Genomic DNA, 24,466 nt, shown 5'->3' with positions numbered 1-24,466 from the left:
TCCTCGGCGGACCGGCCGCCGTCGGTGGTGAGCTGGGCCCTCACCGCGGCGTTGACGGCGGGCAGGAACAGGCCGTTCTCGGCGGCGACCGGTGCCGAGAACGGCTGCGGCGTGCCGGTGCAGGGGCCGTCGAACTGCACGTAGGTGCCCACGAAGCGCACCACGCCGAGGACTTCCTGCTGCACGGTGACGCGCAGCGCGTCGACCGCGCCGTCGTCGTGCCCGTAGCAGGTGTAGTAGCCGTTGACGGTGATGCGACCGGAGGAGTTCCAGTACGCGAGTTCGCTGTGGACGACGGGCGCCGGGTCGTGGGTCGCCGAGGCGGTCCCGACCGCGACCGGCAGCAAGGCCGCGGCCGCGGTGGCGGCGAGGGTGAGGGTGCGGATACGCTTCATCGCTGACTCCGTTCAGCCTTTCGCGGGGTGTCGCGGTCCTTCCGGCCAGGGACTCGGCCGCGACGCCCCGCAGGGCGTTCTCGATGTGGTTCGCGCGGTCGCGGTCGGTGCGTCGCCCCCTGAACGTGGTGCCGGCACGTCGTTCCGGGTGATCGACCGTCCACTCGCGACGGCGCCTGGAAAGACTGCGTCGCGCCCGGCGGGACCACAAGGGGGTGAACGGTCCATCACCCGAACGTCAGAGCGAGCACCCCTACTATTGCGGTGAGGCGCGCGAACCCGGCACCGCCGTGGAAAGCCCGGGGCGCTGTGCCCGGGGTGCTGGACCCGAGGCTCTCGCAGAGGCTCACCGCGGCCGGTCCTCGTCACGTGCCTCGCGGATCACGAAGTCCGCGACGGGGCGGGTAGGTGACCGCATCCCCCGATCCTGCCCGCGCCGCGCCCGCACCACCACCTGATCTCGCCACTGTGCCTGTGATTGCTAGTTGGCCCCTGTGATCGATAGGGGGACTGTACAAACGTCGGCTCTGGCGCACTTTCGGTGGTGACGGTGAGTAGCTGGTCGGTCCGTGATCCTGTGGTGGATGCCGATCCCCTTGTGGGGACGGTATTTCAGGACTGTCGGTTCCGGTCGTTGGATGCGTGGCGGAGGGCGGTGGTCGCGGTCCGCATCCGGGTTGCGGCCGTGCCGTCCGGCGCCTGATGCTGCGATGACGAAGGCGTCGACAGCCCGAAAGCACCTTCCCGGCAAGGGGATCGATCTCTACCGCAAGGTCACTGCTGCGACCGGCTACTCACCGTCACCACCGAAAGTGCGCCAGAGCCGACAACTGGACAGACCCGACCCGATGGGACGTGGCCCTGCATGCCCCATGCTGTCCACCTCATCAACTGGCACGTTCACCGCTTTCGGACCGCGTGAACACATGTGTCGTCATGACGCTTCACCTGTGTTCACTCTTCCCAAGCGTCTTCAGGGTCGACGATCGGGCCGTGCGGTTCGGCGAGATCGCGGATGAAGCCGTTGTCTCGGTCGAAGGTGTGCACGAGGATACGGTCCGCGATGTCCTTGTGGATGTCGTTGTCGACGATGATCACTTGATAAGGACGGGCGAATCGCTTGTCGCCCCAGCCGCGTCGGTCGTCCATGAGATCGAGGAAGCGTTCGTAGACTCGATGGGCGAGGCTTTTGTCGTGGCTGTTGGCGCCGTAGTTTTTTTGCGGCGAGTCGATCATCAGCAGGGAAGGGAGGGTGACCAGAGCGTTTTCCAGCGCATAGGTGAGCAGGGTCAGGCTGTAGGCGATGCTGACCGCGGCGCGGGCGCCGCCGCCGCGTTGGGTGAATTTTTGTTCATCGACCAACGGCAGCCAGGTCTCAGGGTCGATACGGGCGCGGCCGGTGGCGTTGGGCAGTTGGATCGCGGCGATGATCCTGCGGAAGATGTCGGTCACCGCTGCGAGCACGTCGGCAAGGTCCTCGACCTCGGCACCGGTGAGGTCGAGTTGGTCCACACGCTGTTGCTGACGGGTTTTCAACTCGTCGATGCCCCGGTATTGCTCGGTGAGCCGGTTGTGGGCGTCCTGCACGCGGCGCAGCGTCTCCTCAGCGGTGGCATGGCGAGCGACTTCGGCCGTGGCTTCGGCGAGTCGGTCGACGAACGGCGCGAGTCCGGTGAATGCCTGCTTGTCGAGCGTGTCGTTGACCAGTCGCAGTCGGGCGCGCGCGTCGCATGCGGTGTCCTGCGCCGCACGCAGTTGCTTGTCGAGTTCGGCCAGCCGTTCGCTCTGTTGCTGCAATACGTGGGTCAGGTGGCGCCGTTGGGACACGTGTTCGCGGCCGGGGAGCATGCTGGTGCACAGATAACACTGTTCGGGTGTGATCGGCCGTGTGGTGACGTCGCTGTTGCACGCCGGGCAGCGTGGGTCGACCAAGGCGAGAGTAGGACGGTCGTCCGGGTCGGTGTCGCTCAACTCGTCGAGGTGACGCAGGCCCTGTTGGGCCGCATCGGCTTCGGCGGCGCATGAAGCGTGGCCGCGGCGGAGCCTGTCCAGGTCGATCTCGGCGTCGCCGACGGCACGGTGGGCTTCTTCGCGACGTTGCCGTTCACGGTCGACATAGGCGGTGGCGGTCCGCGCGGCCGCGGTGATGGACGCGAGGATCGTCTCCGCTTCGGTGCGGGCGGCACGGACACGAGCCAGTTCCTCGGCGATCGCCGAGGCGTCGGTGGCTTGGGACTCGGCGAGGAAGTTGCGGATCATGTCCGCGCGTTTGGTGCGCCGGTCGATTTCCAGGTTGTTCTCGTGGATCTCGGCGGCAAGGCGCTCATAGGCGGGGGTGGTGAGGTTGAACAGCAACTTGAGGGTGATCAGCCGGGCGCGTTCCTCCCGACGTGGACGGATGATGTGCCGGTCGATGTCGGTCTGGTTGAGGTAGCAGTAGGGCAGCAGTGCTCCGGCGAAGTCCAGCGACTTGCCGCCGGGCAGACGCACGGAGGTGAACTGCTCGAGCAATCCCAGCTGCTCGAGGAGCCACTCCGAGACTGTGCTGCGCGCGTCACGTGCCTGTACGGGGAACCGCCCCACCGCGGTTCCGGAGTCGTCGAGCACCTGGACGTGAGACTCCGCGGCGCGGTCACGGCGCAGGAGGAAGGCCCCGGTGGTCACTCGGATCCCGATCTCCACCTCACGCAGATGCTCGTCCACCGCTCCACGGAACTCGCCCACATCGTGTCCCATGGCGTAGCCGATGCACTCCAGCAAAGAGGATTTGCCGGTGTCGACCACTCCGACGATGGCGACCACAGGGGCGTCCAGGTCGTATGGCTTCTGCCAACCCTGCTCGGTCCTGATACGGATCCAACGGAGCTGCAACTGTGTCGCCACCGACGGCTTCCCTTTCGCACGACAGAAGAGGCACGGGCTACCGCCTCCCCCCGTGGGCAGCACCACTGTCGACCATGGACTGCGCCTCCCGTCCTGTCACGCAAACGAGAGTTTTTCACTCGAACGGGTAGTCCACAGCTCTCATGATCCACTGGCCATCCGGAAGTCGAGCACCTCTCACGCATGCCGGTGGCAGCAGTATGCTGCACTGACTGCGCTCGGACGCGTACACACAGGCACTGCTGTCGCAGTCTCGTTAACAAGAGAAGTGGCACTCTCGTTTCACGGATGTTAGAGTTCGAGGCGAGACGTCGCGCGGGGGAGGTGATCGCAGTGGGTAACCGCAAGGGTTCAACCGAGGACATCCTCGCGGTGGATGATCTCGTTCAAGGGCTGAACAGGGTCATCGCCGCGGTGGACGCCGCACGGGAAGTCGGCCTCCCACTGTCCGTGCCGACACCGTTGCTTGACGTGTGCAAGCGCATGCTCGACAGCGCGGGCGAGTTGCGGAACACCCCGGTGCGCGACGGTCCCGCAACATCTCCCGGCCGTACTGGCGGCAGCGCGGCGAAGCAGAAGCTGTCAGGGAGTGGCGAGCAGGGCGCGCTATTGCAGGACATGCCACTGCGTCGACTCATCTGGCAGGTACTGGACCCGGGCGAGGAGGTCAACGTGGGAGAGGTGACCGCCCGGCTGAAGCGCTTGCGCGTGGATCTTCCCGCCAACAAGGTGAGCAATGCGCTCGGCTACTGGGCATCCCGGGGCCGCCTTGAGCGCAGTCGCAAAGGCGTGTACTTCGTGCCGCTGGTCATCCCTGATGTGGACGCAGACTTCGAGCCGGTGGAGGCTGAGGAGGTGATCGACCACCGGATCCCGCAGCGACCGGCGACTCGCGACAAGCACACCGAGTTCCGCAACAGGACTTCTGACGATCATGCGGCAAAGCAGGCCGGATGAACCTGCACATCGTCGGACGTCGACATCACAGCAGGAGAAGGCCGCATGGACGAGACGAGTGGCTCCCGACGCCCGTTCGGGCTTGCAGGCCCATAAGCAAACGGACGATCTTCCCACCAACGATCACTCGCCGTGCAGGCCGGTCGACTCTGACCTGCTAAAATCCGAAAGAGACCGAGATCACACAACCGGCGGGTTGGGCAATCACGATCTCTCCGGTACGCTGGAGACGCAGCTCTATCAGCTGCCGCAGCAGCCATCACGTCTACTCAGGTTCGCACCTTTACTGTAGACGCACTGCTTGCACGGATGCAAGGCAAGTGGGCGGGTTCACCCGCCTGATGGCTGTCCACGTATGGATACAAGGAGAAACTACGTGGAACAAGCTGTCAAAGTAAGTGCGGCCGTGTGGCTCGACTACGTCCTGAGCCCGCCCCGCAAGCGGCGCGAGATGATGAAGGCTCACGTCCGCCGGTACCTGGACCCCCAAGCCCAGGCATACCACTACTACAACACCATCCTGGCGGCCATGCCGCGCGCCATCAGCTCCGTCGACCCCACCAGGGTGATGGAGGAGTGTGTCGCCGGCACCCGTGAGGCCCATCAGGAACTGCACTACCGGGAGATCGCCGCCGGTTTCCTGACCTGGAGGTCCCGCACCAAGGGCACCCAGGTCAAGGTCAACACCGCTGCATGGACTCACGCGGGGCTTACTGCCACGCTGTCCCGGCTGTTCGGACTGCGTCAGCCCGACGGGTCCGAACTGGTGATCCTTCCTTATCTGAAGGCCGAGCCGCTGACGCAGGACGCCGCCAGCCTCATCCTGCTGATGATGGAAGACATGATGCCCGACCTGCGGCCGGGCGCGACCGCGGCGATCCTGGACACACGCCGGGGTCAACTGCACACGCTGAGGAAGAACGCCAACCGTCGGGACATCAGGGCCCAGCTCGTCGGTGAAGCAGCGGGCTACGTCGCCTTCTGGCAGGCGATCACGCTGGACGCGGCGTAGCAGTGGTCGATGGTGTCGGAAGCCAGCTTCCGACACCATCACCGAAGCTTCTCTGCACCCCTGCGAAGAACAGTTGGCCAACTCTCGTGCTCACTGGCCAACTGAAGTGCTCAGTCAGTAACTGGGGTCGCAGCTATCGATCACAGGGGCCAACTATCAATCACAGGCACAGCCACCGCCGGTGGGTGGGTCAGGCGATGCCGGCGGCGATGAGCTGCTGCCAGACCACGCCCTGGTCGACGACCTCGACGTCGAGCTTCTCGGCCTTGGCGAGCTTGCTCGCGCCGACGTCCGCGCCGGTGATCAGGTAGTCGGTGTTGGCCGAGACCGAGGTGGCGGTGGTGGCGCCGGCCTTCTCGCACAGCCGCTGGAAGGTGGGGCGGGGCACCTTCTCGCCCGAGCGCGGGTCGCTGATGGCGCCGGTGACGACGACCGTCTTGCCGGCCAGGGGCGCGTCGGAGGCGATGACCGGGGGCAGGTCCTCCTCGCGCACGTCGAGGGAGACGCCCCGGTCGCGCAGCCGTTCCAGTTCGGGGCGCAGGCGGGTGAGGTGCTCGGTCAGGGAGGCGGCGACCTTCGGGCCGATGTCCTCGACGGCGACGAGGCGTTCCTCGCCGGCGTCGGCGACCTCCTCCAGCGACCCGAAGCCCGCGCGGCACAGGCGGGTGGCGGTGCCCTCGGAGGCCATCGGGATCGCGAACCCGATCAACGCCCGGCGCAGGCCCACGTCCCGGCTCGCGGCGATCGAGTCGATCATGCGGGTGGCGGAGGTCTCGCCGATGCGGTCGAACTCCAGCAGCTGCTCCCTGGTGAGGGTGTAGAAGTCCGACGGGTTCTCCAGCAGGCCCGCCTCGGCGAGGCGTTCGATCCACACCGGACCGACGGCCTCGATGTCCGCCGCCGCGCGCGACGCCCAGTGGACCAACCGGCGCACGGTCTGGGCGGGGCAGGCGACGTTGGTGCAGAACAGCTCCCGGCTGTTGCCCTGCTCGGTCAGGGCGTGGCCGCACGACGGGCACTCGGTGGGCGGCACGATCTCGCGCTCCGCGCCGGTGCGCCGGGACTCGTCGAGCACGCCCGCCACGAACGGGATCACGTCGCCCGCTCGGCGCACCAGCACCGTGTCGCCGATCCGGATGCCGCGCGCCCGGATGACCTCCTGGTTGGCCAGGGTGGCCTTGGTGACCGTCGTGCCGCCGACGAACACCGGTTCCAGGCGGGCGACCGGGGCGATCTTGCCGGTCTTGCCGACGTCCCAGACCACGTCCGTCAGCACGGTCGTCTTCTCCTCGGCGGCGAACTTGAACGCCAGCGCGCCGCGCGGGGAGTTCGACCGCGTCCCGGCGGCGGCGTAGGCGTCGCGGTCGGCCAGCCGCAGCACGGCGCCGTCCAGGTCGTAGTCGAGGTCGTTGCGCCGCGCCTCGATCTCGCCGATCACCGCCTGCGCCTCCTCCGCGGTGCCGCGGTGCCGCATGTCGGCGACGGCGAACCCGAGCGAGCGCAGCCCGTGCTCCAGGTCGGCCGCCGCGCCGCCCTCGGAGGTGTCGAGGTCGAAGGCGAAGAACTGGAGGCGCCGCCCGGCGACCGTGGCCGGGTCCTTGGCGCGCAGCGTGCCCGCGGCGGCGTTGCGCGGGTTGATCAGCGGCTTGTCCGGGTGCTCGGTGTTGTAGGCGGTGAACGTGGAGCGCAGCATCACGGCCTCGCCGCGCACCTCCACCCGGCCCGGCGCGTCGACCCGCTGCGGGACGCCGTCGGCCAGCGCCCGCACCAGGAACGTCACGTCGTCGCCCGTCGTGCCGTCGCCCCGGGTGACCGCGCGGGCCAGCCGGCCGTCCTCGTAGACCAGGGCCAGCGACAGGCCGTCGAGCTTCGGCATGACCACCACGGGCTGGCCGGGGAAGCGGTCGAAGAACGCGGCGACCTGCTCCGGCCTGGTCGCCTTCTCCAGCGACAGCATCGGGCGCGAGTGCCGCACCGGCGCGTGCAGCACCGTCGGCGCGCCCACCTGCTCCAGCGGGTTCGGGTCCGGCGCGAGGTCCGGGTTGGCCTGGATCAGCCCGCGCAGCTCGTCCTCGATCGCGTCGTACTCGGCGTCCGCCACCAGCGGCGAGCCCCGGTAGTACGCGTCGCGCAGCGCCACGACCTGGTCGGCGAGTCCCCGGATGCGTTCCTCAGCGTTCACGGCGCACAAACTACCGACGACCACCGACAACACCGGCAACCCGATGGGCGGTACCGGGACCGCCCGGCCGGCTCGGACCATGGGCGCATGGGCCTCGACCACCGCACGGCGGTTCCCACCCGGCGGCAGCGCCGGTTCACCCACGCGGCCGTGGCCGCGGCCCTCGGCGGCGGGCTGGCCGCGTCCGCCGCGCCGTGGTGGGCCTGGTGCACCCTGTTCGCGGGCCTCTGGCTGGTGGCGGCGGCGATGCGCCGCGCGTCACCCCGGCACCTCCTCACCAGGTCCTCGGCCTGAGCACCCGGCTGCCGGGGGCGTCCTCGTCGCCGGGAGCAGGTGTCGGGAGGGGGACGACCGGGTAACCGCTCCGGGTGAACCGGGACCGAGCGTGTGGAGGAGCCCCGTGGAGCAGGACGTCCACCTTCCCCCGGTGAACGTCGGCGTCGTGGTCGCCCGGCGCCGCGGCGTGGTGTTCGCGGAGGTGCGCGGCGAGGTCGACACCGACAGCTACCGGCAGGTGCGCCAGGAGCTGTTCTCCTGCCTGGACGGCGCGCCCGCCGCGCTGGTGGTCGACCTCAGGCGGGTCGAGTTCTTCGGGTCGCTGGGCATCGCGGTGCTGATGGAGGTGCACGAGCGGGCCACGGGGCTGGGCGCCGGGTTCGCCGTGGTCGCCGGGCACCGGACCGTGGTGCAGCCGATCCGGGTCACCGACGTGGGCGAGCTGCTGGGCCTGTGCTCGACGGTGGAGGAGGCGGTGGCCCGGGTGGAGGGCCGCGACGACGAGCACCGGAGCGACGGCCGGTACCAGGGCGACGACGGCCGGCGCCAGGGTGACGACGGCCGGTACCAGGGTGACGACGGCCGGTACCAGGGCGGCACCGACGGCTTCTCGTGGTGGTCCTCCTAGGGATCTTCACAGGATGGTTACCGTAAAGCGATAGCTACCGATTGACTTTCGATAGGTGGCCATCGAGGATCGATGCATGTTCGCAGAGCATCGAGCGGTTGCCGCTCTTCGTGTGTTCCTGGTGCTGCTGTTCGGCGTCCTGCTCCTGCTCCAGGTCATGTCGCTGCCCGGCCAGTTCGCCGACATGGCGCGCGAGTCGCCGGGGTCGGCGCACCTCCGGTGGCCCCTGACCGCCGTGACCGTCTTCTGGGTGCTGTGCGTCCAGGTCGTCGTCGTGGCCACCTGGAAGCTGCTCGACCTGGTCAAGGACGACCGCATCTTCAGCGACCACGCCCTGCGGTGGGTGGACGCGATCGTGTGGGCCATCGCCGCCGGCTGGGTGACGTTCACCGCCGTGTTCCTCTTCGTCGGCTTCAGCGGGGGCGGGCCCGGCAACCTGCTGCTGATGTTCCTGGTGCTGATCGGCATCACCGTGCTGGGGCTGCTGATGGTCGTGATGCGGGCGCTGCTGCGGCAGGCCACCACGCTGCGCGACGACCTGGAGTCGGTGATCTGATGCCGATCGTCGTGCGCATCGACGTCGAGCTGGCCAAGCGCAAGATGAGCGTCGGCGAGTTCGCCGAGCGCGTCGGGCTCACGCCGGCCAACGTCGCCGTGCTGAAGAACGGCCGCGCCAAGGCCGTGCGCTTCAGCACCCTGGAGGCCATGTGCCGGGTCCTGGAGTGCCAGCCCGGCGACCTGCTGGAGTGGGTGGACGACGGCGAGGAGCCCGACGGGGACGGGGTCCACGAGGTCCGCGGGGAAGGGGTCGGCCGGTGATCCGGGTCCGCGGGTTGACCAGGCGCTACGGCGCCGTCCTCGCCGTCGACGACCTGGGGTTCGACGTCGAGCCGGGCAAGGTCACCGGGTTCCTCGGGCCGAACGGCGCCGGCAAGTCCACGACCATGCGGATCGTGCTCGGCCTCGACCGGCCCACGTCCGGGACGGCGCTGGTGAACGGCCGGCCGTGCGCGGCGTTCGCCGAACCGCTCCGGGAGGTCGGCGCGCTGCTCGACCCCGGCGCGGCGCACCCCGGTCGCACGGGGCGCGGCCACCTCCTCGTGGCCGCCCGGTCGAACGGCATCCCGCGCCGCCGGGTGGAGGAGGTGCTCGGGGAGGTCGGGCTCGACCGCGCCGCCGGCCGCCGGATCAAGGGCTACTCGCTCGGGATGCGGCAGCGCCTGGGCATCGCGGCGGCGCTGCTCGGCGACCCCGGCGTGCTGCTGTTCGACGAACCGGTCAACGGGCTGGACCTCGACGGGGTCCGGTGGGCCCGCGCGCTGCTGCGCCGGCTCGCCGACGAGGGGCGCACCGTGCTGGTCTCCAGCCACCTGCTGAGCGAGGTGGAGCAGGTCGCGGACCGCCTGGTCGTCATCGGGCGCGGCCGGCTGATCGCCGACGCGACGACGGAGGAGGTGCTGACCGGGCTGGGGCACGTCCGCGTGCGCGTCCGCAGCTCGGCACCGGACCGGCTCCTCGCCGCGCTCCGGGACGCGGGCTTCGAGGCCCACCGGGTCGACGACCGCGAGGTGCTGGTCGAGAACGCCGGCGCCGAGGAGGTGGGCGAGCTCGCGCACGCCCGGGACGTCCCGCTGCACCACCTCTCCGAGGTGCGCGGCTCACTGGAGGACGCCTACGTGGAACTGACCGGGGGCAGTGTCGAGCACCGCGCCCGCGAGACCGCCGGGGTGGCGCGGTGACCGCCGCGCGGACCGTCCACACCGGACGGGTGTTCGCCCGCGCGTGCGCCGCCGAGTGGACGCGCCTGTGGACGGTCCGGGCCACGTGGTGGTTCCTGGCCGCGGCGGCGGTGACGATGGTGGGGATCGGCGCGGTCGCCGCACTGGAGGCGGCGGCCGACCCGGGCACGCCGCCCGGCGGCTCGGCGTGGGCGATGGCGTCCGTCCCCGCGCTGCCGGGGCAGTTCGCGCTGCTCGCGCTCGCGCTGAGCGCGGTGACGTCCGACTACGCGACCGGCGGGATCGTGCCGACCCTCCAGTGGACGCCGCGGCGCGGGGTGCTCCTGCTCGCCCGCACGACCGTGGCGGTGGGCGTGGCCTCGGTGCTCGGGGTGCTGCTGGCGACCGCCGCCGCGCTCACCGCGTTCGTCGCGGCCGGTCCGCTGCTCGGCCTCGCCGCCGACCGGGGGGTGGAGGTGCTCGCCACCGTCGCCTTCGTCTTCGCGGCCGGCGGGGTCCTCGCGGTGGGGCTCGGGTTCCTGCTGCGCAGCACCCCGGGCACGCTGGTCGCGGTGTTCCTGCTGATGCTCGTGCTGCCGCTGATGCTGCCGAACTTCGGGTTCGCCTGGACCTCCGCGCTCGCCGAGGTCCTGCCCGGTTCGGGTGCGGCGTTCCTGCTGCTCGGGGAGGTGCCCGGGATGACGCGGACCTCCTCGGTGGTCACCCTGCTGGCGTGGGCGGGCGGCGCGCTGCTGCTCGGGTGGCTGCGGCTGGCGCGCGACGACGCCGACCGCTGACCCACCGCCGGGTGCGGCACCACTCCGCGGTGCCGCACCCGGTGGCGGTCACAGCAGGGACACCGCCTTGTCCAGGCCCGGGTCGCGGCCGGCGGACAGGTCGGCCGCGGTGAGGGGCGCGTGGTGGTCGGGCGCGACGCCGACGGTGTCCACGACCTCCCTGTCCGCGCCGATCTCGTGCAGCTTCGGCAGGGCCAGGACCGTCCCGTTGTCCAGCAGGTACGGCTGGGCGGGGCCGGAGACCGCGCCCGCGGTGCGCGTGCCGACCAGCGCGCCCAGCCCCAGGTCCTTGACCGCGGCGGCGAACGAGTCGCACGCCGACGCGCAGCGCCGGTCGGTGAGCGCGACGAACGGCACGCCCAGCAGCTCCACCGAGTCGTCGGTGCGGTTGGGCGCGCAGCGGCCCTTCACGTCGCACCAGTAGCTGGTGGTCCTGCCGTGCGCGAGCGCGCCGAGCATCCTGGCGACGGCCACCGGGCTGCCGCCCCCGTTGCCCCGCAGGTCCAGGACCACGCCGCGCAGCGCGGTCGTCGCGCGCAGCTCGGCGACGGCCGCGAGCACCCGGTCGACCAGCTCCGGGGCGAAGCCCGGCAGCGTCACGTGGGCGACGTCGCCGTCGACGAGCCGCGCCCGGACCTCCCGCGGCGGGAACGGGTAGGGCGTGGCGGTCACGGTCGCGGTGAGCACCTCGCCGGTGGCGGGGCGGCGCGCGGTGATCGTGGCCGTCGAGCCGACCTCGGCCCGGGTGAGCCACGCCAGCGCGCCGCCGGTGAGGACGCCGTTCACGAACAGCGGCACGCCGTTGACGGCCTGGACCTCGTCACCCGGCCGGAGGCCGGCGGTGTCGGCGGGGCTGCCGGGGGCGATGTCGGTGACGTGGGCCGGGTCGCCCGCCACCGGATCGACGTCGCCGGGGCCGACGAGCACGGACAGGGACAGGCCGTAGGGGTTGGGGGTGAACCCGCCGACCCACCGCGCGTGGTTGTCGTCCAGCGCGTCCACCACGGCCCGGATCGCGGCGGTGGCGATCGCCGCGCGGGCGTCGTCGTCCGGCAGCGCGTCCGCGATCCGCCGGTACACCTTCGCGAACGCGGTCCAGTCCGCGTCCCGCCGGCCGGTGAGGGCGGGCAGGGTGGCGTCGGGCCGGTCGAGGCCGCGGCGTTGCAGCTCCTGCGTGAGCGCGGCGAACGCGGGCACGAGCAGCGCGCGGCTGTCGAGCACCGGGCCGCTGTAGTGGTTGTCGAAGACGCACCGGTACACCTGGCCGACCGTGGTGGCCGTGGGCGGTGTCGGCGTCGGTGGTCGCGGCCCCGGCGTGGGGCTGGTGCAGGCCGGTGGCCGTTCGGCCGACGAGGTGTCCGCGGTGCCGTCCACCGCGCCGGCGAGCGCGGTCACGGCGGCCAGCACGGCGGCGGTGATCGGGCGCCATCTGCGTGTCACGGGAGTTCCCCCTCAGGTCGTGGGCAGGGGGCGAGTTCTACGCGGCGGGCGGTGTCGGCGGGGTATCGGTCGCGACGAGACGCCGGCGAAACCGGCGGCCGGCGATACTGGCGCGCGTGCGGGTTCTGGTGGTCGAGGACGACGAGGAGACGGCCCACGCGGTGGCGACCGGGCTGCGGCGGGCGCGCATGGCGGTCGACGTGGCGCTGGACGGGACCAGCGGGCTGGAACGGGCGCTGTGCACCGACTACGACGTGGTCGTGCTGGACCGGGACCTGCCCGGCACGCACGGCGACGACGTGTGCGCCGAGCTGATCGCGGCCGGCCGCCGCAGCCGGGTCCTGATGCTGACCGCGGCGGCCACCACCGAGGACCTGGTCGACGGGCTCGGCCTCGGCGCGGACGACTACCTGCCCAAGCCGTTCGACTTCCGGGCGCTCGTGGCGCGGGTGGTGGCGCTGGCGAGGCGGGCGCACCCGGCCGTGCCGCCGGTGCTGCGCAGCGGCGACCTGGTGGTCGACACCGCGCGCCGCCGGGCGACCCGCGGCGACCGGCTGCTGGAGCTGGCGCCGAAGGAGTTCGGCGTGCTCGAACTGCTGCTGGCCGCGGGCGGGCGGGTGGTGTCGGCGGAGGAGCTGCTGGAACGGGTGTGGGACGAGGCGGCCGACCCGTTCACCAACGCCGTGAAGATCACGGTCAGCAGGCTGCGCGCCAAGCTCGGCGACCCGCCCGTGGTCGAGACCGTCGCGCGCAGCGGGTACCGGGTCTGATGCGCCGGACCGTGCGGCTGCGGCTGACCCTGCTCTACGGCGCGCTGTTCCTGCTCTGCGGCGCGGCGGCGCTGGCGGTCACGTACTTCCTGGTGCGGCACGCGGTGACGCCGACGGGCGACGTGCGGCTGTTCCACCCCCGGCTGCCCGGCGAGCGCGGGCCGCTGCCCCCGGTCGAGGCCGAGCAGGTCGTCCTCCAGGCGGAGGAGGCGCTGGCCGCGCAGCGCCGGGACGTGCTCGACCAGCTCCTGGTCCAGTCCGGGGTCGCGCTCGCCATGATGGTGGTGCTCGTCCTCGCGCTCAGCTGGTGGGTGGCGGGCCGCGTGCTGCGCAGGCTCCGCGCGGTCACCGCGGCCGCGCGGGAGATCTCGGCGACCAACCTGCACCGGCGGCTCGCCCTGGCCGGCCCGGACGACGAGCTGAAGGAGCTGGGCGACACGGTCGACGAGCTGCTCGGCCGGCTGGAGGCGTCGTTCGGGGCGCAGCGCCGGTTCGTGGCCACCGCGTCGCACGAGCTGCGCACCCCGCTCGCCCGGCAGCGCGCCATCGGCCAGGTGGCGCTGGACGACCCCGACGCGACGGTGGGGTCCCTGCGCGCGGCGCACGAACGGGTCCTCGCCGCGGGCGCGCAGCAGGAGCGGCTGATCGAGGCCATGCTCACCCTGGCCCGGGGTCAGGCGGGCCTCGACGTCCGGCACCCGTTCGACCTCGCCGAGGTGGTGACCGAGGTGGTCGACGCGCGCCCGCCGGCGGACGTGGTGCTGCGGGTGTCGGTCGGGCCGTGCCCCGTGTCCGGGCACCGCGCGCTCGCCGAGCGGCTCGTCGCGAACCTGGTGGACAACGCGGTCCGGCACAACGTGCCCGGCGGGTGGGTCGAGGTGTCGTGCGGCGCGGGCGCGCTGACGGTGACCAACACCGGCCCGGTCGTGCCGGGGGACGAGGTGGAACGGCTGTTCCAGCCCTTCCACCGGGCCGGGCGGGCCAGGACCGGGCACGGCCCGGGGCTCGGGTTGTCGATCGTGCGGGCGATCGCGACCGCGCACGGCGCGCGGGTCACTGCGACGCCGAGGCGGGAGGGCGGCCTGGCCGTCGCGGTCGCGTTCACCTGACGCGCGTCAGCTCCGGTGGGCCGCCTCGAACGCGTCGATGACACCGGCCGGGATGCGGCCGCGGTCGGCCAGGTCGTGGCCGTTCTTCCGCGCCCACTCGCGGATCGCCTTGGTCTGCTCCTTGTTCCTGGCCTCCGAACCGGGGCGGCGGACCGGTGCCCCGGCGACCGCCCGCTTCGGGCGACCGCCCAACTTCCGCGCCCCGGCGACGAAGTCGGCCAGGGCGTCGCGGAGCCGGTCGGCGTTCTGCGGGCGGAGGTCGATCTCGTAGGAGACGCCGTCGAGGCCGAAGGACACCGTCTGTCCGTCCTCGGCCGGGGTGCCGTCGAGGTCGTCGATGAGCTGGACGAGCACTTTCTGAGCCACGGACACCTCACTGGTGATCAGCGTTGCGGTGAAGGCGGCAGCCTACAAGACCGACTTCGCACGCGCTGCGACTTGCCCGCACGACGCGCGTTTTACCGGATTTCCCGGGTGCGGCGCGGCGGCGCGTGGCCACCGCGCCGCGCCCGGGGCTGATCAGCCGACCACGCAGGACAGGGTGGGGGCCCCGGGCGTCCCGGTGGTGGAGCCGAGGAACCCGAACGAGGTGGTGCCGCCGGCCGCGACCGCGCCGTTGTGCGAGGCGTTGCGCGCGGTGACCGTCGTCCCCTGGGTGGTGAGGGTCGCGTTCCACGCCTGGGTGATCGTCTCCCCGGCGGGCGCGGTCCAGGACACGGTCCAGTTGGTGATCGCCGTGCTGCCCGCGGTCACCCGCACCTCGCCCTGGAACCCGCCGGACCACCTGTTGGTCACCAGGTACGCCGCCGTGCAGCGGGCCGGACCGGGCGGGGGAGTGGTGGTCGTGGTCGTCGTGGTGGTGGTGGTGGTCGTCGTCGTGCTGGTGCTGGTGGTGGTGCTGGTCGGGCCGCCCCAGCCGGCGGTCGAGTCCAGCCAGGCGCTGCGCCGCTGCATCCAGTCCCGCATGGCCTGGACCTGGCCCTGCCACGTGGGGGCGGTCGGGGTCCGGAAGAAGCCGACCGTGGCGGAGGAGAGGTTGGGCCAGCGCTGGAAGTTGCGCTGCGCGCCGTTGGTCAGCGGCCTGGTGAGGGTGTCGACCCTGCTCTGCACGGAGGCGTCCGAGAGCGGGCCGCGGCGCAGGGACTGCCAGCGCGACTTGACCTGGTCGACGAACGCCGGGTCGCGCAGCAGCTGGGGGACCCAGTCGTTGGCCACCGGCTGCCGGGTCTGCTGGTGCTGCCAGCCCGCGACCTGGTCGTTCTGGAAGAACCCGCCCACGCCGAAGGTGAGGTCGAAGTCCCACAGCGGCCCGGCGACGATCTTGCCGTCGCGGTCCTTGTGGAAGTGGGCGCTGCGGATGTAGGCGTCCATGCTGCGGCTCAGCTCGTTGAGGATGAGGTGGTCGACGAACGAGCCGACGTCGATGTACTTCCGGTAGCCGGTGACCGGGTCGGCGAAGTTCGACGCCCGCAGCACGTCGTGGAACTCCTGGACGTGGCCGCGCAACCAGTCGCGCTGGGCGGGTTGCAGCGGGTCGGGGTCGATGACCTCCAGGTAGTTCCAGCAGGTGGCCGCGGGCCCGGTGCACGGCAGCGTCGGCTCCTCGGCGGCCATCCACTCGAACTTGAAGATGTACCCGCCCGAGATGCGCGGCAGCGTGGTGTCGTCCTCCTTGAGCTTCTTGAGGTCGAGCCGGTCCTTGGAGTTCTTGATCGTCTCGACGAGCATGTAGACGCCCATGTAGTCCTCGGCGCCCACCGGCGTGGCGTCGGTGTTGAGGTAGAACTCCGCGAACGCGTACCGGGGCGCCTTGAGCCCCATCTCCCGCCCGAGGTCGTAGACGAGGGCGTCCCGGACCAGCGCCTTGTCGGTGAACGGCCCGCGCAGCACCCAGTCGGAGTCGGCGGGCATCCCCAGCACCGGGTAGTCCGCGTCGTCGTCCGCGTTGTCCCGGAACTCCACCCGGTACGGCGCCTTCTCGAACGACGCCGACGACTGCCCGCGCAGCTTGAAGCCGGCGCGGGTGGCGACCGCCGGGGTCGCGGCCAGCGACGTCGTCCCGCCGGGGGCGGGCTGGAAGATCGTGGTGGCGGCGTCGAAGTACTCCCGCTGGGGCTTGCCCGCGCCGTAGGAGTCGATCACGACCACCGGCAGGTCGTGGGCGGTCGTGGCGGCGGCGCGGGCGGTGTACATGGCCGTGCCGGGCGCGCCGGACGCCGTCTGCCCGACGAACGCCTGCGCGCGCAGCTGGGTCGTGCGGGTGAACGTCAGCGGCGTGCCCGGGTACACCGCGGACTGCGCGGTCGGCAGCCTGCCGTCGGTGGTGTAGCGGACCTGGGCCCCGGTGATCGCGGTGCCCAGCGACACCGACACCTGGCCCTGGAAGGTGCCGCTGGGCACGGAGAACGTGATGTCCCCGACCAGGTCGTCCGCCGCCGCCTCGGCCGCCGCGGTGTCGGCGGCGGCGGTGTTCGCGGGGGCCGCCTGCGGTGCGGCCGGCTCGGCGCCCGCCGACAGCGGCACCAGCAACGCGGTGAGGAGCACGGCGGCGACCGCGACCCCGGTGGTGCGGTGGGTCGCCGCGGCTCCGTTGCTGCGGGTGGTCAAGCGCACGATGCCTCCTGTTCGGGACGGTGGGAGAGGGCGAGGGCGGGCGCGGTGTCGCGGAAGTGGCGGCGCAGGGTCCGCCGCCAGGGCGCGTCCGGCAGGTCGAGGCGGAGGGCCGCCAGACCGGTGGCGTACTTGGAGATGCGGACGGGGCGCACCCCGCGCTGCCACAGCACCCGGTCGACCTGGGTGGCGGCGGACGGGGACTTGGTCTCGACGACGGCGAGGCCGCGCAGGCGCAGTTCCGAGTCGGCGTCCCGCCAGCTCAGGTCGGTGTCGATGGTGACCCGGCCGGCGGCGTCCGGCAGGAGCAGCGTGGCGCGGCGGTAGTCGGTGACCAGGACCGGGTCGAGCGGGCTGCCGGTGGTGGGGCCGATCGACTCGCGGGCGAGGGTCTCCTCGACGAAGTCCCGCCCCGGGTGCACGGTGCCGCAGTCGCGCGGGTGGTACGGCAGCCGGTGCTTGGTGATGCTGCCCCGCGCCCCGCTGATCTTGACCTCCAGCCAGCACTGGGCGGAGTCGAGGTACGTGCGGGTGCGCACCTTGAATCGCCGCCGCCTGCGGTACGCCGCGCAGTGGTAGCTGGTCAGGCGCGGGGTGTCGAAGTACACCGACTCGTAGTGGAACGTGCGCCGGCCGTCGACCTCCAGCACCCTGGTGCCCGGCGCCAGCTCCGCCAGCAGGCGGGGCAGCGCGTCCTCCGGGACGACGTACTTCCGGTCGACCCTCGTCTGGAGGGCGGCGCGGTCGATCAGCTCGGCCAGCCCGACCGGGGCCGGCCGGGCCAGGGCGTGGGCGAGGGACGTCGTGGTCACCGGCGCACCCCCGTCCGGGCGGGCGCGCCGGTCGCGGTGACCAGGCCGCGCGTGGTCACCGCGTACCGGACGTCGACGACGGTGGTCTCGTTGACCAGGTCGAGCCGCTGCACGGTGGCGGTGTGCACCCGTGCGTCGAGCAGCTGCTCCAGTTGGGCGACGAGCGCGACCTGGTCGGTGACGGCCGAGTCGAGGACCAGGACCTGGTGCCGGTAGTCGCGGAACAGCCGCCGGTGGTCGCCGAGGAACATCACCGCGAGGATGAGGCCCATCAGGCCGCCGTTGAGCCACGGCGAGCTGGTGCTCAGCGCGCCGAGGAGACCCAGGGCGAGGGCGGAGAAGTAGTACGCGACCTCGTGCTGGTCGAGCTCGGTCGAGCGCAGCCGGATGATCGACAGCACGCCGAACAGCGCCATCCCCAGGCCGAGCCCCGCGCCCACCTCGCTCGTGCTCAGCGCGCTCGCCACGGCGAGGACGCCGATGTTCACGCCCAGGTAGGCGACGACCAGGTCGCGCCGGCGGTGCCGGGGGAAGTAGAGACCGAACACGAGCAACACCACTGCGCAGATGTCGACCGCGAACAAGACGAGCTGGGACATCTCGTGCGTCCTCCTGAGCCACTGCCGGGTTGGCGGGCACCGCCCGCTTCTTGGCGGGGGTCTGCGGGGACGGTCGCCGAAACTTTCGGTTGTTAAAGTAAACTTTCGGGAACTCTGTGGAAACGATAGGCCGCATCGCGGTGTCACGTCAATGAACCTGACCGATGACTCTGCGTATTGAAACGCCCGTCCTTCGCTGGTCGGAGTCGATCAAGCAAGGTTTTCGCCCGTGCTCGGCGACGGTGCACGTCGGGGCGGGCCATCCGCGGACGGTCTCGAAAGTTGCGCAACTTCCAGCTATGTCGCCCCGCGCCAGAAGGCCCAGGTGAGCGATGCTGTGGCGCACGTCTCACCTGGGTTCGGTGTATCAGCGGACGTGCCGCGCGCTCTGGTTCTGGTGTGCGGTTCCCACACGGGGTGGCATGACGCCCGACGTCCGGTTTGTCGGGGTCGTCCGTTCGGGTGCCGATCCGTGCGGGGAGCCGAAGTCCCGGTCCGACCGGCGGAACGGCGGCGCGGGCGGGGCGTCAAGGGGAAGGACGCCCCTCCGGGCCGGAAGTGCTCCGAGTGGGCGAATCCGACAACGTCGGTTTGGCGTCCTGTCACCCGTTGGGGTGGGAATCGCCGCCGATCGCGTTGCCGGAACGTTCGTTGACGAGCGGGTCGGCCGTCGAGAAAGATGCACCGACCGGTTGTCCGCGGACTTTCCGGAAACTGACGTCACCGCTGCCCGCAGCGGTCTTGGTGTGGTACGGACCTGGAGGTCGATGTTTTTTGGGTATCTGCGGATATGGGGCGCGACTCGGCTGGTCGGTTCGGCCGGATCGTCTCGACTGGCGGTCCGGTGACCCCCGCGCCCGTATCCGTCCGGTGACCCTGAGCGATCTCGGGCGGTGGCAGTGCGGCCACCATTGTCCGGTGGACCCGTGTCGGGTCGGATGAGCAGTGTCGATTTTCCGTGCCCGGGGGTGAATGTCCGGGCAGCCGTCCAGGGACCCGCCGACCGCGCCGCCGCGGCCTGCGGGTGTTCCGCAACCCCCCGCCGCGTGTTGCTGAAGATGGAAGGCTCAACGTGAGCAACGAAGTGCACGACCACCCGGCCGGGGCGCACCCGGACCTCGCGCCGGTCTCGGTACTGCCGTTCCGGGCCCGGCCCGCCGGCCGGGGAACGTTCCCCGTCGCGTCCCCTGACCTGGCCTTGTGGAGCGGTTCGGCGACGTGGCGCTCCCTGCTGGACCGGGTCGCCCTGCTCTCGACCCGCGAGCGCGAGGTGCTGCTGCTGCTCGGCGTGGGCGCCTCCAACCGCACGATCGCGAACCGGCTGGCCGTCTCCGAGCGCACGGTGAAGGCGCACGTCGCCCAGGTGATGGCCAAGCTCGTCGTCGAGTCGCGGTTGCAGGCCGGGCTCGTGTCGCTGGTGTTCCAGATGACCGGTGACGGGGTGCCGCCGGTCTCCTCGTCCATTTCCGGTGCGTCACCGCTCAGGCACGGTGAGTCCGCCTGACCGGCTTCGCTGTTTAATTCTTCAGTAGGTTCGCGGTTCCGTCGGTGAATATGACCGGCCGGTGCCGCGCGCCCTGTCGCGCGCCGCGGACCGCCGCGGTGCCGATGTTTTTCGACACTGTCGCCACCCGAATTGGACCAAAGTCCAATTGAAGGACCGCCCGCTCGACCGGCAGGCTGGTCTTACGTTTGTGGAGTGGCGCTACCGGATGGGGGTCTCTTTGTCATGCGTTCATACGGGTCCTATATTGCCGGTGCAGATGTTCCCTCCGAATCCTGGGTCTACACGGTCCGGGCGTCCGCGCTCCTGGACGACTTCCTGCCGAACCTGAAGGTGAAGCGGGAACTCGAACGGGGCAAGCGCGACGACGGCGACTCGCACCCCGCCATCGCGGCCCGCTGTGCGCTGACGAGCGACGCCCACCTCCAGGAAGCCCTCGTGCGCGCCAAGGAGGCCGCGCCGGCGTGGGGCGCGTTCCCGCTGGAGACCCGCATGCGGCTCGGCGAGCGGGTGCACGAGGAGGTGCTGCGGCGGCGCGAGGAGTTCGTCGACGTCCTGGTCGCCGAGGGGCACCCGCGCCGGCTGGCCGAGTGGGAGATCGCCGGTGTCCTCCAGGGCACCGCGCCGGAGACGCTCGACCTGTGGCGCAGGCAGATGCGCGAGGAGCACCGGATCGGCCCGCGCCGACTGGTGCTGGTGCGCAAGCCCGACGGCGTCGTGGTGCTCAGCCCGCCGCAGAACGCGGCCGCGTCCAACTCGGTCCTCGGCGTCCCCGCCCTGGTCGCGGGCAACTCGCTGGTCGTGAAGGCGCCGCGCAGCTCGCCCTACGGCGTGATGTTCGTGTGGCGCGAGATCGTCGCCCCGATCCTGGACGAGCTCGGCGCGCCCCCCGGCACGCTCAGCCTCGTCTGCGGGATGCCCAACAAGATCATGAACCAGTGGCTGGAGAGCCCGCTGGTCGACGACATCTTCTTCTTCGGCGGCAGCGAGCGCGGCATCCAGCTCGGCCAGGACGCCGTGGCGCGCGGCAAGAAGCCCGTGCTGGAGCTGGCCGGCAACGACGGCTGCGTGGTCTGGAAGGACGCCGACCTCGACCTGGCCGCCGAGGCGCTCACCGAGAGCTTCTTCGGCTCCGGGCAGATCTGCATGGTGCCCAAGTACGCCGTCGTGCACCCCGAGGTCGCCGACCGGCTGCTGGCGCGGCTGGCCAGCCTCGCCGCGAAGATCCGGCCGGGCTACCCGGAGGACCCCGAGGTGCTGCTGTCGCCGGTCATGCGGACCGACGACTACTTCAACTACCTCAACGAGGCCACCGCCGCGGGCGCGACCGTCGTCACCGGCGGCCACCGCGTCGAGCTGGACGGCGCCGTGTCCGAGACCGGCCCGTTCCTCGCGCCCACCGTGCTGCGCGTCGACGGCCTCGCCGGGGCGCGCGACCTGGCGGCGGTCCGCGAGGAGACGTTCTTCCCGCTGCTCCCGGTCGTCGTGCCGTCGGCCGACGACGGCACCCTGCTCGACGAGGTGATCACCTTCCTGAACGGCAACAAGTACGGCCTGCGCAACTCGCTGTGGGCGACCGACCCCGACGTGATCGAGGCGGTGGCGGCCCGGGTGACCAACGGTGGCCTGCTCAAGGTCAACGACTCGCACATCGGCTTCGTGCCGTGCCTGTCGACGCACGGCGGCACCGGCCTGACCGGCGGCCCGTTCGGCGAGCTGAACTACCCGCTGCTGCGCACGTCGCACCTGCAGGGCATCAGCATCGCCGAGGGCGTGCAGCCGCGCGTCGCGGTGTTCGAGTCGGCGGCGTCGGCGGAGGTCGGGCGATGAGGCTGCTGAGCACCGAGCGCGAGACCTGCGACCGCTACCTGCCCGGCCTGGACGGCAAGCTCGCGTCCATCCCGTTCGCGGAGCTGGAGGCGCCGGGCGGCCCCGGCGTCGGCCTGTACCGCTCGGCCGGCGGCGCGGGGCTGCTCATCCCCACCGTGCACGGCGGCGGCGGCGCGACCGCGGTGGACGCCGTCCGGGTCACCCGCGCGATCGGCGCGCGCTCGCCGTCGCTGGCGGTCGCCACCACGATGCACCAGTTCTCGGTGGCCAGCCTGGTCGCGCTGGCCGGGTCCAGCACCGGCCTGGAGTGGATGCTGCTCGACGGCGTGGCCCGCGACCAGCGGCTCATGGCGTCCGGGTTCGCCGAGGGCCGCACCTCGTCGAGCATCCTCGCGCCGACCATGAAGGGCGTCTGGGACGGCGCGAACTGGCGGGTCAGCGGCCGCAAGCAGCCGTGCAGCCTGTCGCGGTCGATGGACCTGCTCACCGCGAGCGTCCTGCTGGAGCACCCGGAGGAGGGCACCCGGACGGGCATCGCGCTGATCCCCGCCGCCGCGCCCGGCATCACCGTCACCCCCTTCTGGGGGTCGTTCGCGCTGGCCGGCGCGGAGTCCGACTCGGTCGTCCTGGAGGACGTCGAGGTCCACCCGGACCTCATCGTCGAGCTGCGGACCGGCCTGGACGGCGAGCTGGACGACCTCCAGACGCTCGGCTTCGTCTGGTTCGAGCTGCTGGTGACCGCCTGCTACCTCGGCGTCGCGATGAACCTCGTCGAACGGGTCCTGCTCGCCGGCAAGGGCTCCGCGCACGAGCGCCTCGGGCTCGGCATGGCCGTCGAGGGCGCGGCCCTGGCGCTCGACGGCGCGGCCCGCAACCTCGACGACGGCGACGGCGGCAACGACGGCCTGGCCCGCGCCCTGATCACCCGGTTCACCGTCGCCGACACCGTCCGGTCCACCGCGGCGAAGGCGGTCGAGCTGCTGGGCGGCATGGCGTACGTCGGCTCGTCCGAGGTCGCCTACCTGTCCGCCGCCGTGCACGCGATCGGCTTCCACCCACCGTCCCGGAACAGCTCGGCCGACGCCCTCCTCGGGTGGTTCGCCGGCCGTCCGGTCGTCATCGACTGAAGACCGGAGGAGCAACCGTGACAGCCACCGTCGAGCAGGGGCTCGACTACCAGGGGGTCCTCGACCTCTACCGCCGCCACCTCTCGCGCGGCCGGGCCAAGATCTCCGAGGTCTTCGGCACGCAGATGGAGGTGGCCTCGCGCGGCGCGTGGATCGAGACCTCGGACGGCGGGCGCTACCTCAACGCGGGCGGCTACGGCGTCTTCATCCACGGCGCCCGGCACCCGCACGTCGAAGAGGCCGTCATCCGGCAGATCAGGTCCAACCCGATCGCCTCCCGCATCCTGCTGGAGCCGGAGGCCGCCCGGGCCGCCGAGGCGCTGGGCCGGGTCCTGCCGGACGGGCTCGCGCACGTGCACTTCGCGGGTTCCGGCACCGAGGCCACCGAGGCCGCGATCAAGCTCGCCCGCACGCTGGGCAGGCGCCGCCTGGTCTCCACGACCAACGGCTACCACGGCAAGACGCTCGGCGCGCTCTCCGTCACCGCCAACGACCTGTACCAGGACCCGTTCCGCCCGCTGCTGCCCGACACCAGCCACGTGCCGTTCGGCGACGCCGACGCCCTCGCCGCCGAGCTGGCGACCGGGCCGGAGGCGTGCGTCGTGCTGGAGCCGATCCAGGGCGAGGGCGGCGTGGTCGTGCCGCCCGAGGGCTACCTGCGCGACGTTCGGGCCATCTGCGACCAGCACGGCGCGCTGATGGTCCTCGACGAGATCCAGACCGGCATGGGCCGGCTCGGCACGTGGTGGGGCGCGGACCGCGAGGGCGTGACGCCGGACATCATGCTGGTGGGCAAGGGCCTGTCCGGCGGGATCGTCCCGGTGTCGGCGATGGTCGCCACGCCCTCGGTGTTCAAGGCGTTCGCCAAGGACCCGTTCATCCACACGTCGACGTTCTCCGGCGCGCCCATCGCGATGGCCGCCGCCCGCGCCGCCGTGGAGGCCGTCGAGCAGGACGGGCTGGTCCGGCGCGCGGCCGTGCTGGGCGACGTGCTGATCACCGCCATGCGGGAGGTCGTCGACCGGCGCTGCCCGCACCTGGTCCGCGAGGTCCGCGGCGTCGGCCTGCTCATCGGCGTCGACATGCGCGGCCCCGGCCTGGCCGGCGCGCTGCTGGCCGAGATGGTCGACCGCCACCTGATCGTGAACTACTCGCTCAACGCCGGTGCCGTGCTCCGGTTCACGCCGCCCGCGGTGATGACCGACGACGACGTCGACTTCCTGGTCTCCGCGTTCGACGGCGCCTGCGCCGAGCTCTCGGCGCGCTACCCCACCGCCGATTCCACAGGAGCAAGCTGACGTGCGCCACGTAGAGATCCACGCCCTCGTCCGCGGTGTCGACGCCGGCACCGTCTTCGACACCCTGGCGGACTTCCGCCACTACGCCGAACTGGTGGACGTCGTCCGCTCGGTCGAGATGGACCGGCCGGGCGACGGCACCGCCCGCAGCCACTGGGTCGTCGAGTTCCGCAACGGCCTGCTCCAGTGGACCGAGGACGACTGGTTCCGCCGCGACGAACTGCGGCTCGACTTCAACCAGACCGACGGCGACTTCGACGAGTTCCACGGCGGCTGGGTGCTCGAACCCACGCCCGAGGGCGTGAAGACGGCGCTCATCGCCGACTTCGACTTCGGCGTGCCGTCGCTGGCCAGCATCGTCGAGCCGGTCGCCGAGCGCGTGCTGACCGACGTCGTGCAGCTGATCCTGCTCGGCCTCTTCGGCGACGCCGTGCAGTTCCCCGAGGGCACCGTCGTCCCGCAACGCGAGATCCGCCGGCCCCAGGCCGTCGCCGGCGTCTGACCGACCAACCCCAGGAG

Annotated in this window: 23 protein-coding genes; 15 read left to right on the top strand and 8 right to left on the bottom strand. The window is 71.7% G+C overall.

Annotation, left to right across the window (positions count from 1 at the left end):
- Window positions 1-395, bottom strand: a 395-nt coding sequence (locus ACR807_RS14940) for a hypothetical protein (protein ID WP_438921901.1), incomplete at its 3' end; no start/stop codon positions are given.
- A gap of 954 nt (window positions 396-1,349) precedes the next feature.
- The gene (locus ACR807_RS14935; RefSeq protein WP_438921900.1) at window positions 1,350-3,278 is read right to left on the bottom strand and encodes an ATP-binding protein; all 1,929 of its coding nucleotides are present in this window, start codon (window positions 3,276-3,278) and stop codon (window positions 1,350-1,352) included.
- 288 nt (window positions 3,279-3,566) lie between these two features.
- On the opposite strand from ACR807_RS14935, the gene ACR807_RS14930 reads away from it, so the two are divergent.
- Window positions 3,567-4,235, top strand: a complete 669-nt coding sequence (locus ACR807_RS14930; protein WP_438921899.1) for a hypothetical protein — start codon at window positions 3,567-3,569, stop codon at window positions 4,233-4,235.
- A 376-nt stretch (window positions 4,236-4,611) separates the two neighbouring features.
- Window positions 4,612-5,247 (top strand): hypothetical protein, encoded by a 636-nt coding sequence (locus tag ACR807_RS14925; RefSeq protein ID WP_438921898.1) that lies wholly within the window; start codon window positions 4,612-4,614, stop codon window positions 5,245-5,247.
- Between the two features lie 190 nt (window positions 5,248-5,437).
- Here ACR807_RS14925 and ligA read toward each other — a convergent pair whose 3' ends face one another.
- Window positions 5,438-7,429: an NAD-dependent DNA ligase LigA gene (gene ligA / locus ACR807_RS14920; protein ID WP_438921897.1), complete on the bottom strand. Its 1,992-nt coding sequence runs from the start codon at window positions 7,427-7,429 to the stop codon at window positions 5,438-5,440.
- A gap of 87 nt (window positions 7,430-7,516) precedes the next feature.
- Between ligA and ACR807_RS14915 the strand changes: the two genes are divergently transcribed.
- The 6 genes from ACR807_RS14915 to ACR807_RS14890 all read left to right on the top strand — a co-directional run bounded on the left by ACR807_RS14915 (window position 7,517) and on the right by ACR807_RS14890 (window position 10,848).
- Window positions 7,517-7,723 carry a hypothetical protein gene (locus ACR807_RS14915; protein ID WP_438921896.1) on the top strand — a complete coding sequence of 69 codons (207 nt, stop codon included), beginning with the start codon at window positions 7,517-7,519 and terminating at the stop codon, window positions 7,721-7,723.
- 106 nt (window positions 7,724-7,829) lie between these two features.
- Window positions 7,830-8,333 carry an STAS domain-containing protein gene (locus tag ACR807_RS14910; protein WP_438921895.1) on the top strand — a complete coding sequence of 168 codons (504 nt, stop codon included), beginning with the start codon at window positions 7,830-7,832 and terminating at the stop codon, window positions 8,331-8,333.
- 76 nt (window positions 8,334-8,409) lie between these two features.
- The gene (locus ACR807_RS14905; RefSeq protein WP_438921894.1) at window positions 8,410-8,889 is read left to right on the top strand and encodes a DUF2975 domain-containing protein; all 480 of its coding nucleotides are present in this window, start codon (window positions 8,410-8,412) and stop codon (window positions 8,887-8,889) included.
- Window positions 8,889-9,152: a helix-turn-helix domain-containing protein gene (locus ACR807_RS14900; RefSeq protein ID WP_438921893.1), complete on the top strand. Its 264-nt coding sequence runs from the start codon at window positions 8,889-8,891 to the stop codon at window positions 9,150-9,152. The genes ACR807_RS14905 and ACR807_RS14900 overlap by 1 nt, the downstream gene beginning before the upstream one ends.
- Window positions 9,149-10,072, top strand: a complete 924-nt coding sequence (locus tag ACR807_RS14895) for an ATP-binding cassette domain-containing protein (RefSeq protein WP_438921892.1) — start codon at window positions 9,149-9,151, stop codon at window positions 10,070-10,072. Before ACR807_RS14900 ends, ACR807_RS14895 begins: the two co-directional genes overlap by 4 nt.
- Window positions 10,069-10,848, top strand: a complete 780-nt coding sequence (locus ACR807_RS14890) for a hypothetical protein (RefSeq protein ID WP_438921891.1) — start codon at window positions 10,069-10,071, stop codon at window positions 10,846-10,848. The genes ACR807_RS14895 and ACR807_RS14890 overlap by 4 nt, the downstream gene beginning before the upstream one ends.
- Window positions 10,849-10,896: 48 nt before the next feature.
- Here the strand turns inward: ACR807_RS14890 and ACR807_RS14885 are convergent, their stop codons facing one another.
- Window positions 10,897-12,288 (bottom strand): S41 family peptidase, encoded by a 1,392-nt coding sequence (locus ACR807_RS14885; protein ID WP_438921890.1) that lies wholly within the window; start codon window positions 12,286-12,288, stop codon window positions 10,897-10,899.
- A gap of 116 nt (window positions 12,289-12,404) precedes the next feature.
- On the opposite strand from ACR807_RS14885, the gene ACR807_RS14880 reads away from it, so the two are divergent.
- On the top strand, window positions 12,405-13,058 hold the full coding sequence (locus tag ACR807_RS14880) for a response regulator transcription factor (protein WP_438921889.1): 654 nt from the start codon (window positions 12,405-12,407) through the stop codon (window positions 13,056-13,058).
- On the top strand, window positions 13,058-14,167 hold the full coding sequence (locus ACR807_RS14875) for a sensor histidine kinase (protein ID WP_438921888.1): 1,110 nt from the start codon (window positions 13,058-13,060) through the stop codon (window positions 14,165-14,167). Before ACR807_RS14880 ends, ACR807_RS14875 begins: the two co-directional genes overlap by 1 nt.
- 6 nt (window positions 14,168-14,173) lie before the next feature.
- On the opposite strand, the gene ACR807_RS14870 is transcribed toward ACR807_RS14875, so the two are convergent.
- The 4 genes from ACR807_RS14870 to ACR807_RS14855 form a co-directional block, all read right to left on the bottom strand.
- Complete coding sequence (locus tag ACR807_RS14870; RefSeq protein WP_438921887.1) at window positions 14,174-14,533, bottom strand: histone-like nucleoid-structuring protein Lsr2; 360 nt, start codon at window positions 14,531-14,533, stop codon at window positions 14,174-14,176.
- A gap of 153 nt (window positions 14,534-14,686) precedes the next feature.
- Window positions 14,687-16,780 (bottom strand): CotH kinase family protein, encoded by a 2,094-nt coding sequence (locus ACR807_RS14865; protein WP_438921886.1) that lies wholly within the window; start codon window positions 16,778-16,780, stop codon window positions 14,687-14,689.
- On the bottom strand, window positions 16,771-17,589 hold the full coding sequence (locus ACR807_RS14860) for a polyphosphate polymerase domain-containing protein (protein ID WP_438921885.1): 819 nt from the start codon (window positions 17,587-17,589) through the stop codon (window positions 16,771-16,773). Before ACR807_RS14860 ends, ACR807_RS14865 begins: the two co-directional genes overlap by 10 nt.
- The gene (locus tag ACR807_RS14855; protein WP_438921884.1) at window positions 17,586-18,188 is read right to left on the bottom strand and encodes a DUF4956 domain-containing protein; all 603 of its coding nucleotides are present in this window, start codon (window positions 18,186-18,188) and stop codon (window positions 17,586-17,588) included. Before ACR807_RS14855 ends, ACR807_RS14860 begins: the two co-directional genes overlap by 4 nt.
- A 1,072-nt stretch (window positions 18,189-19,260) precedes the next feature.
- Here ACR807_RS14855 and ACR807_RS14850 point away from each other — a divergent pair.
- The 5 genes from ACR807_RS14850 (at window position 19,261) to ACR807_RS14830 (ending at window position 24,449) form a co-directional block, all read left to right on the top strand.
- Window positions 19,261-19,692, top strand: a complete 432-nt coding sequence (locus tag ACR807_RS14850) for a helix-turn-helix domain-containing protein (RefSeq protein WP_438921883.1) — start codon at window positions 19,261-19,263, stop codon at window positions 19,690-19,692.
- Between the two features lie 225 nt (window positions 19,693-19,917).
- The gene (locus ACR807_RS14845) at window positions 19,918-21,522 is read left to right on the top strand and encodes an aldehyde dehydrogenase family protein (protein WP_438921882.1); all 1,605 of its coding nucleotides are present in this window, start codon (window positions 19,918-19,920) and stop codon (window positions 21,520-21,522) included.
- A complete protein-coding gene (locus tag ACR807_RS14840) occupies window positions 21,519-22,649 on the top strand; it encodes an acyl-CoA dehydrogenase family protein (protein ID WP_438921881.1) in 1,131 nt (376 codons plus the stop codon). Before ACR807_RS14845 ends, ACR807_RS14840 begins: the two co-directional genes overlap by 4 nt.
- A gap of 17 nt (window positions 22,650-22,666) precedes the next feature.
- The gene (locus ACR807_RS14835) at window positions 22,667-23,947 is read left to right on the top strand and encodes an aspartate aminotransferase family protein (RefSeq protein ID WP_438921880.1); all 1,281 of its coding nucleotides are present in this window, start codon (window positions 22,667-22,669) and stop codon (window positions 23,945-23,947) included.
- Window position 23,948: 1 nt separating this feature from the next.
- Window positions 23,949-24,449 (top strand): type II toxin-antitoxin system RatA family toxin, encoded by a 501-nt coding sequence (locus ACR807_RS14830; RefSeq protein ID WP_438921879.1) that lies wholly within the window; start codon window positions 23,949-23,951, stop codon window positions 24,447-24,449.
- Window positions 24,450-24,466 lie beyond the last annotated feature (17 nt).

It is taken from the genome of Saccharothrix sabaoui, from assembly GCF_051756985.1.
Classification (GTDB): Bacteria; Actinomycetota; Actinomycetes; order Mycobacteriales; family Pseudonocardiaceae; genus Actinosynnema.
Note: the sequence above shows the minus strand (reverse complement) of the source record. Positions and strands in the feature narration are given on the sequence as shown.

Bases quoted from the DNA above. Each gene is read 5' to 3' on its own strand.
- ACR807_RS14930 (WP_438921899.1), top strand. From the start codon at position 3,567: ATGTTAGAGTTCGAGGCGAGACGTCGCGCGGGGGAGGTGATCGCAGTG.
- ACR807_RS14845 (WP_438921882.1), top strand. From the start codon at position 19,918: ATGCGTTCATACGGGTCCTATATTGCCGGTGCAGATGTTCCCTCCGAA.
- ACR807_RS14855 (WP_438921884.1), bottom strand. From the start codon at position 18,188: ATGTCCCAGCTCGTCTTGTTCGCGGTCGACATCTGCGCAGTGGTGTTG.
- ACR807_RS14915 (WP_438921896.1), top strand. From the start codon at position 7,517: ATGGGCCTCGACCACCGCACGGCGGTTCCCACCCGGCGGCAGCGCCGG.
- ACR807_RS14875 (WP_438921888.1), top strand. From the start codon at position 13,058: ATGCGCCGGACCGTGCGGCTGCGGCTGACCCTGCTCTACGGCGCGCTG.
- ACR807_RS14840 (WP_438921881.1), top strand. From the start codon at position 21,519: ATGAGGCTGCTGAGCACCGAGCGCGAGACCTGCGACCGCTACCTGCCC.
- ACR807_RS14905 (WP_438921894.1), top strand. From the start codon at position 8,410: ATGTTCGCAGAGCATCGAGCGGTTGCCGCTCTTCGTGTGTTCCTGGTG.
- ACR807_RS14900 (WP_438921893.1), top strand. From the start codon at position 8,889: ATGCCGATCGTCGTGCGCATCGACGTCGAGCTGGCCAAGCGCAAGATG.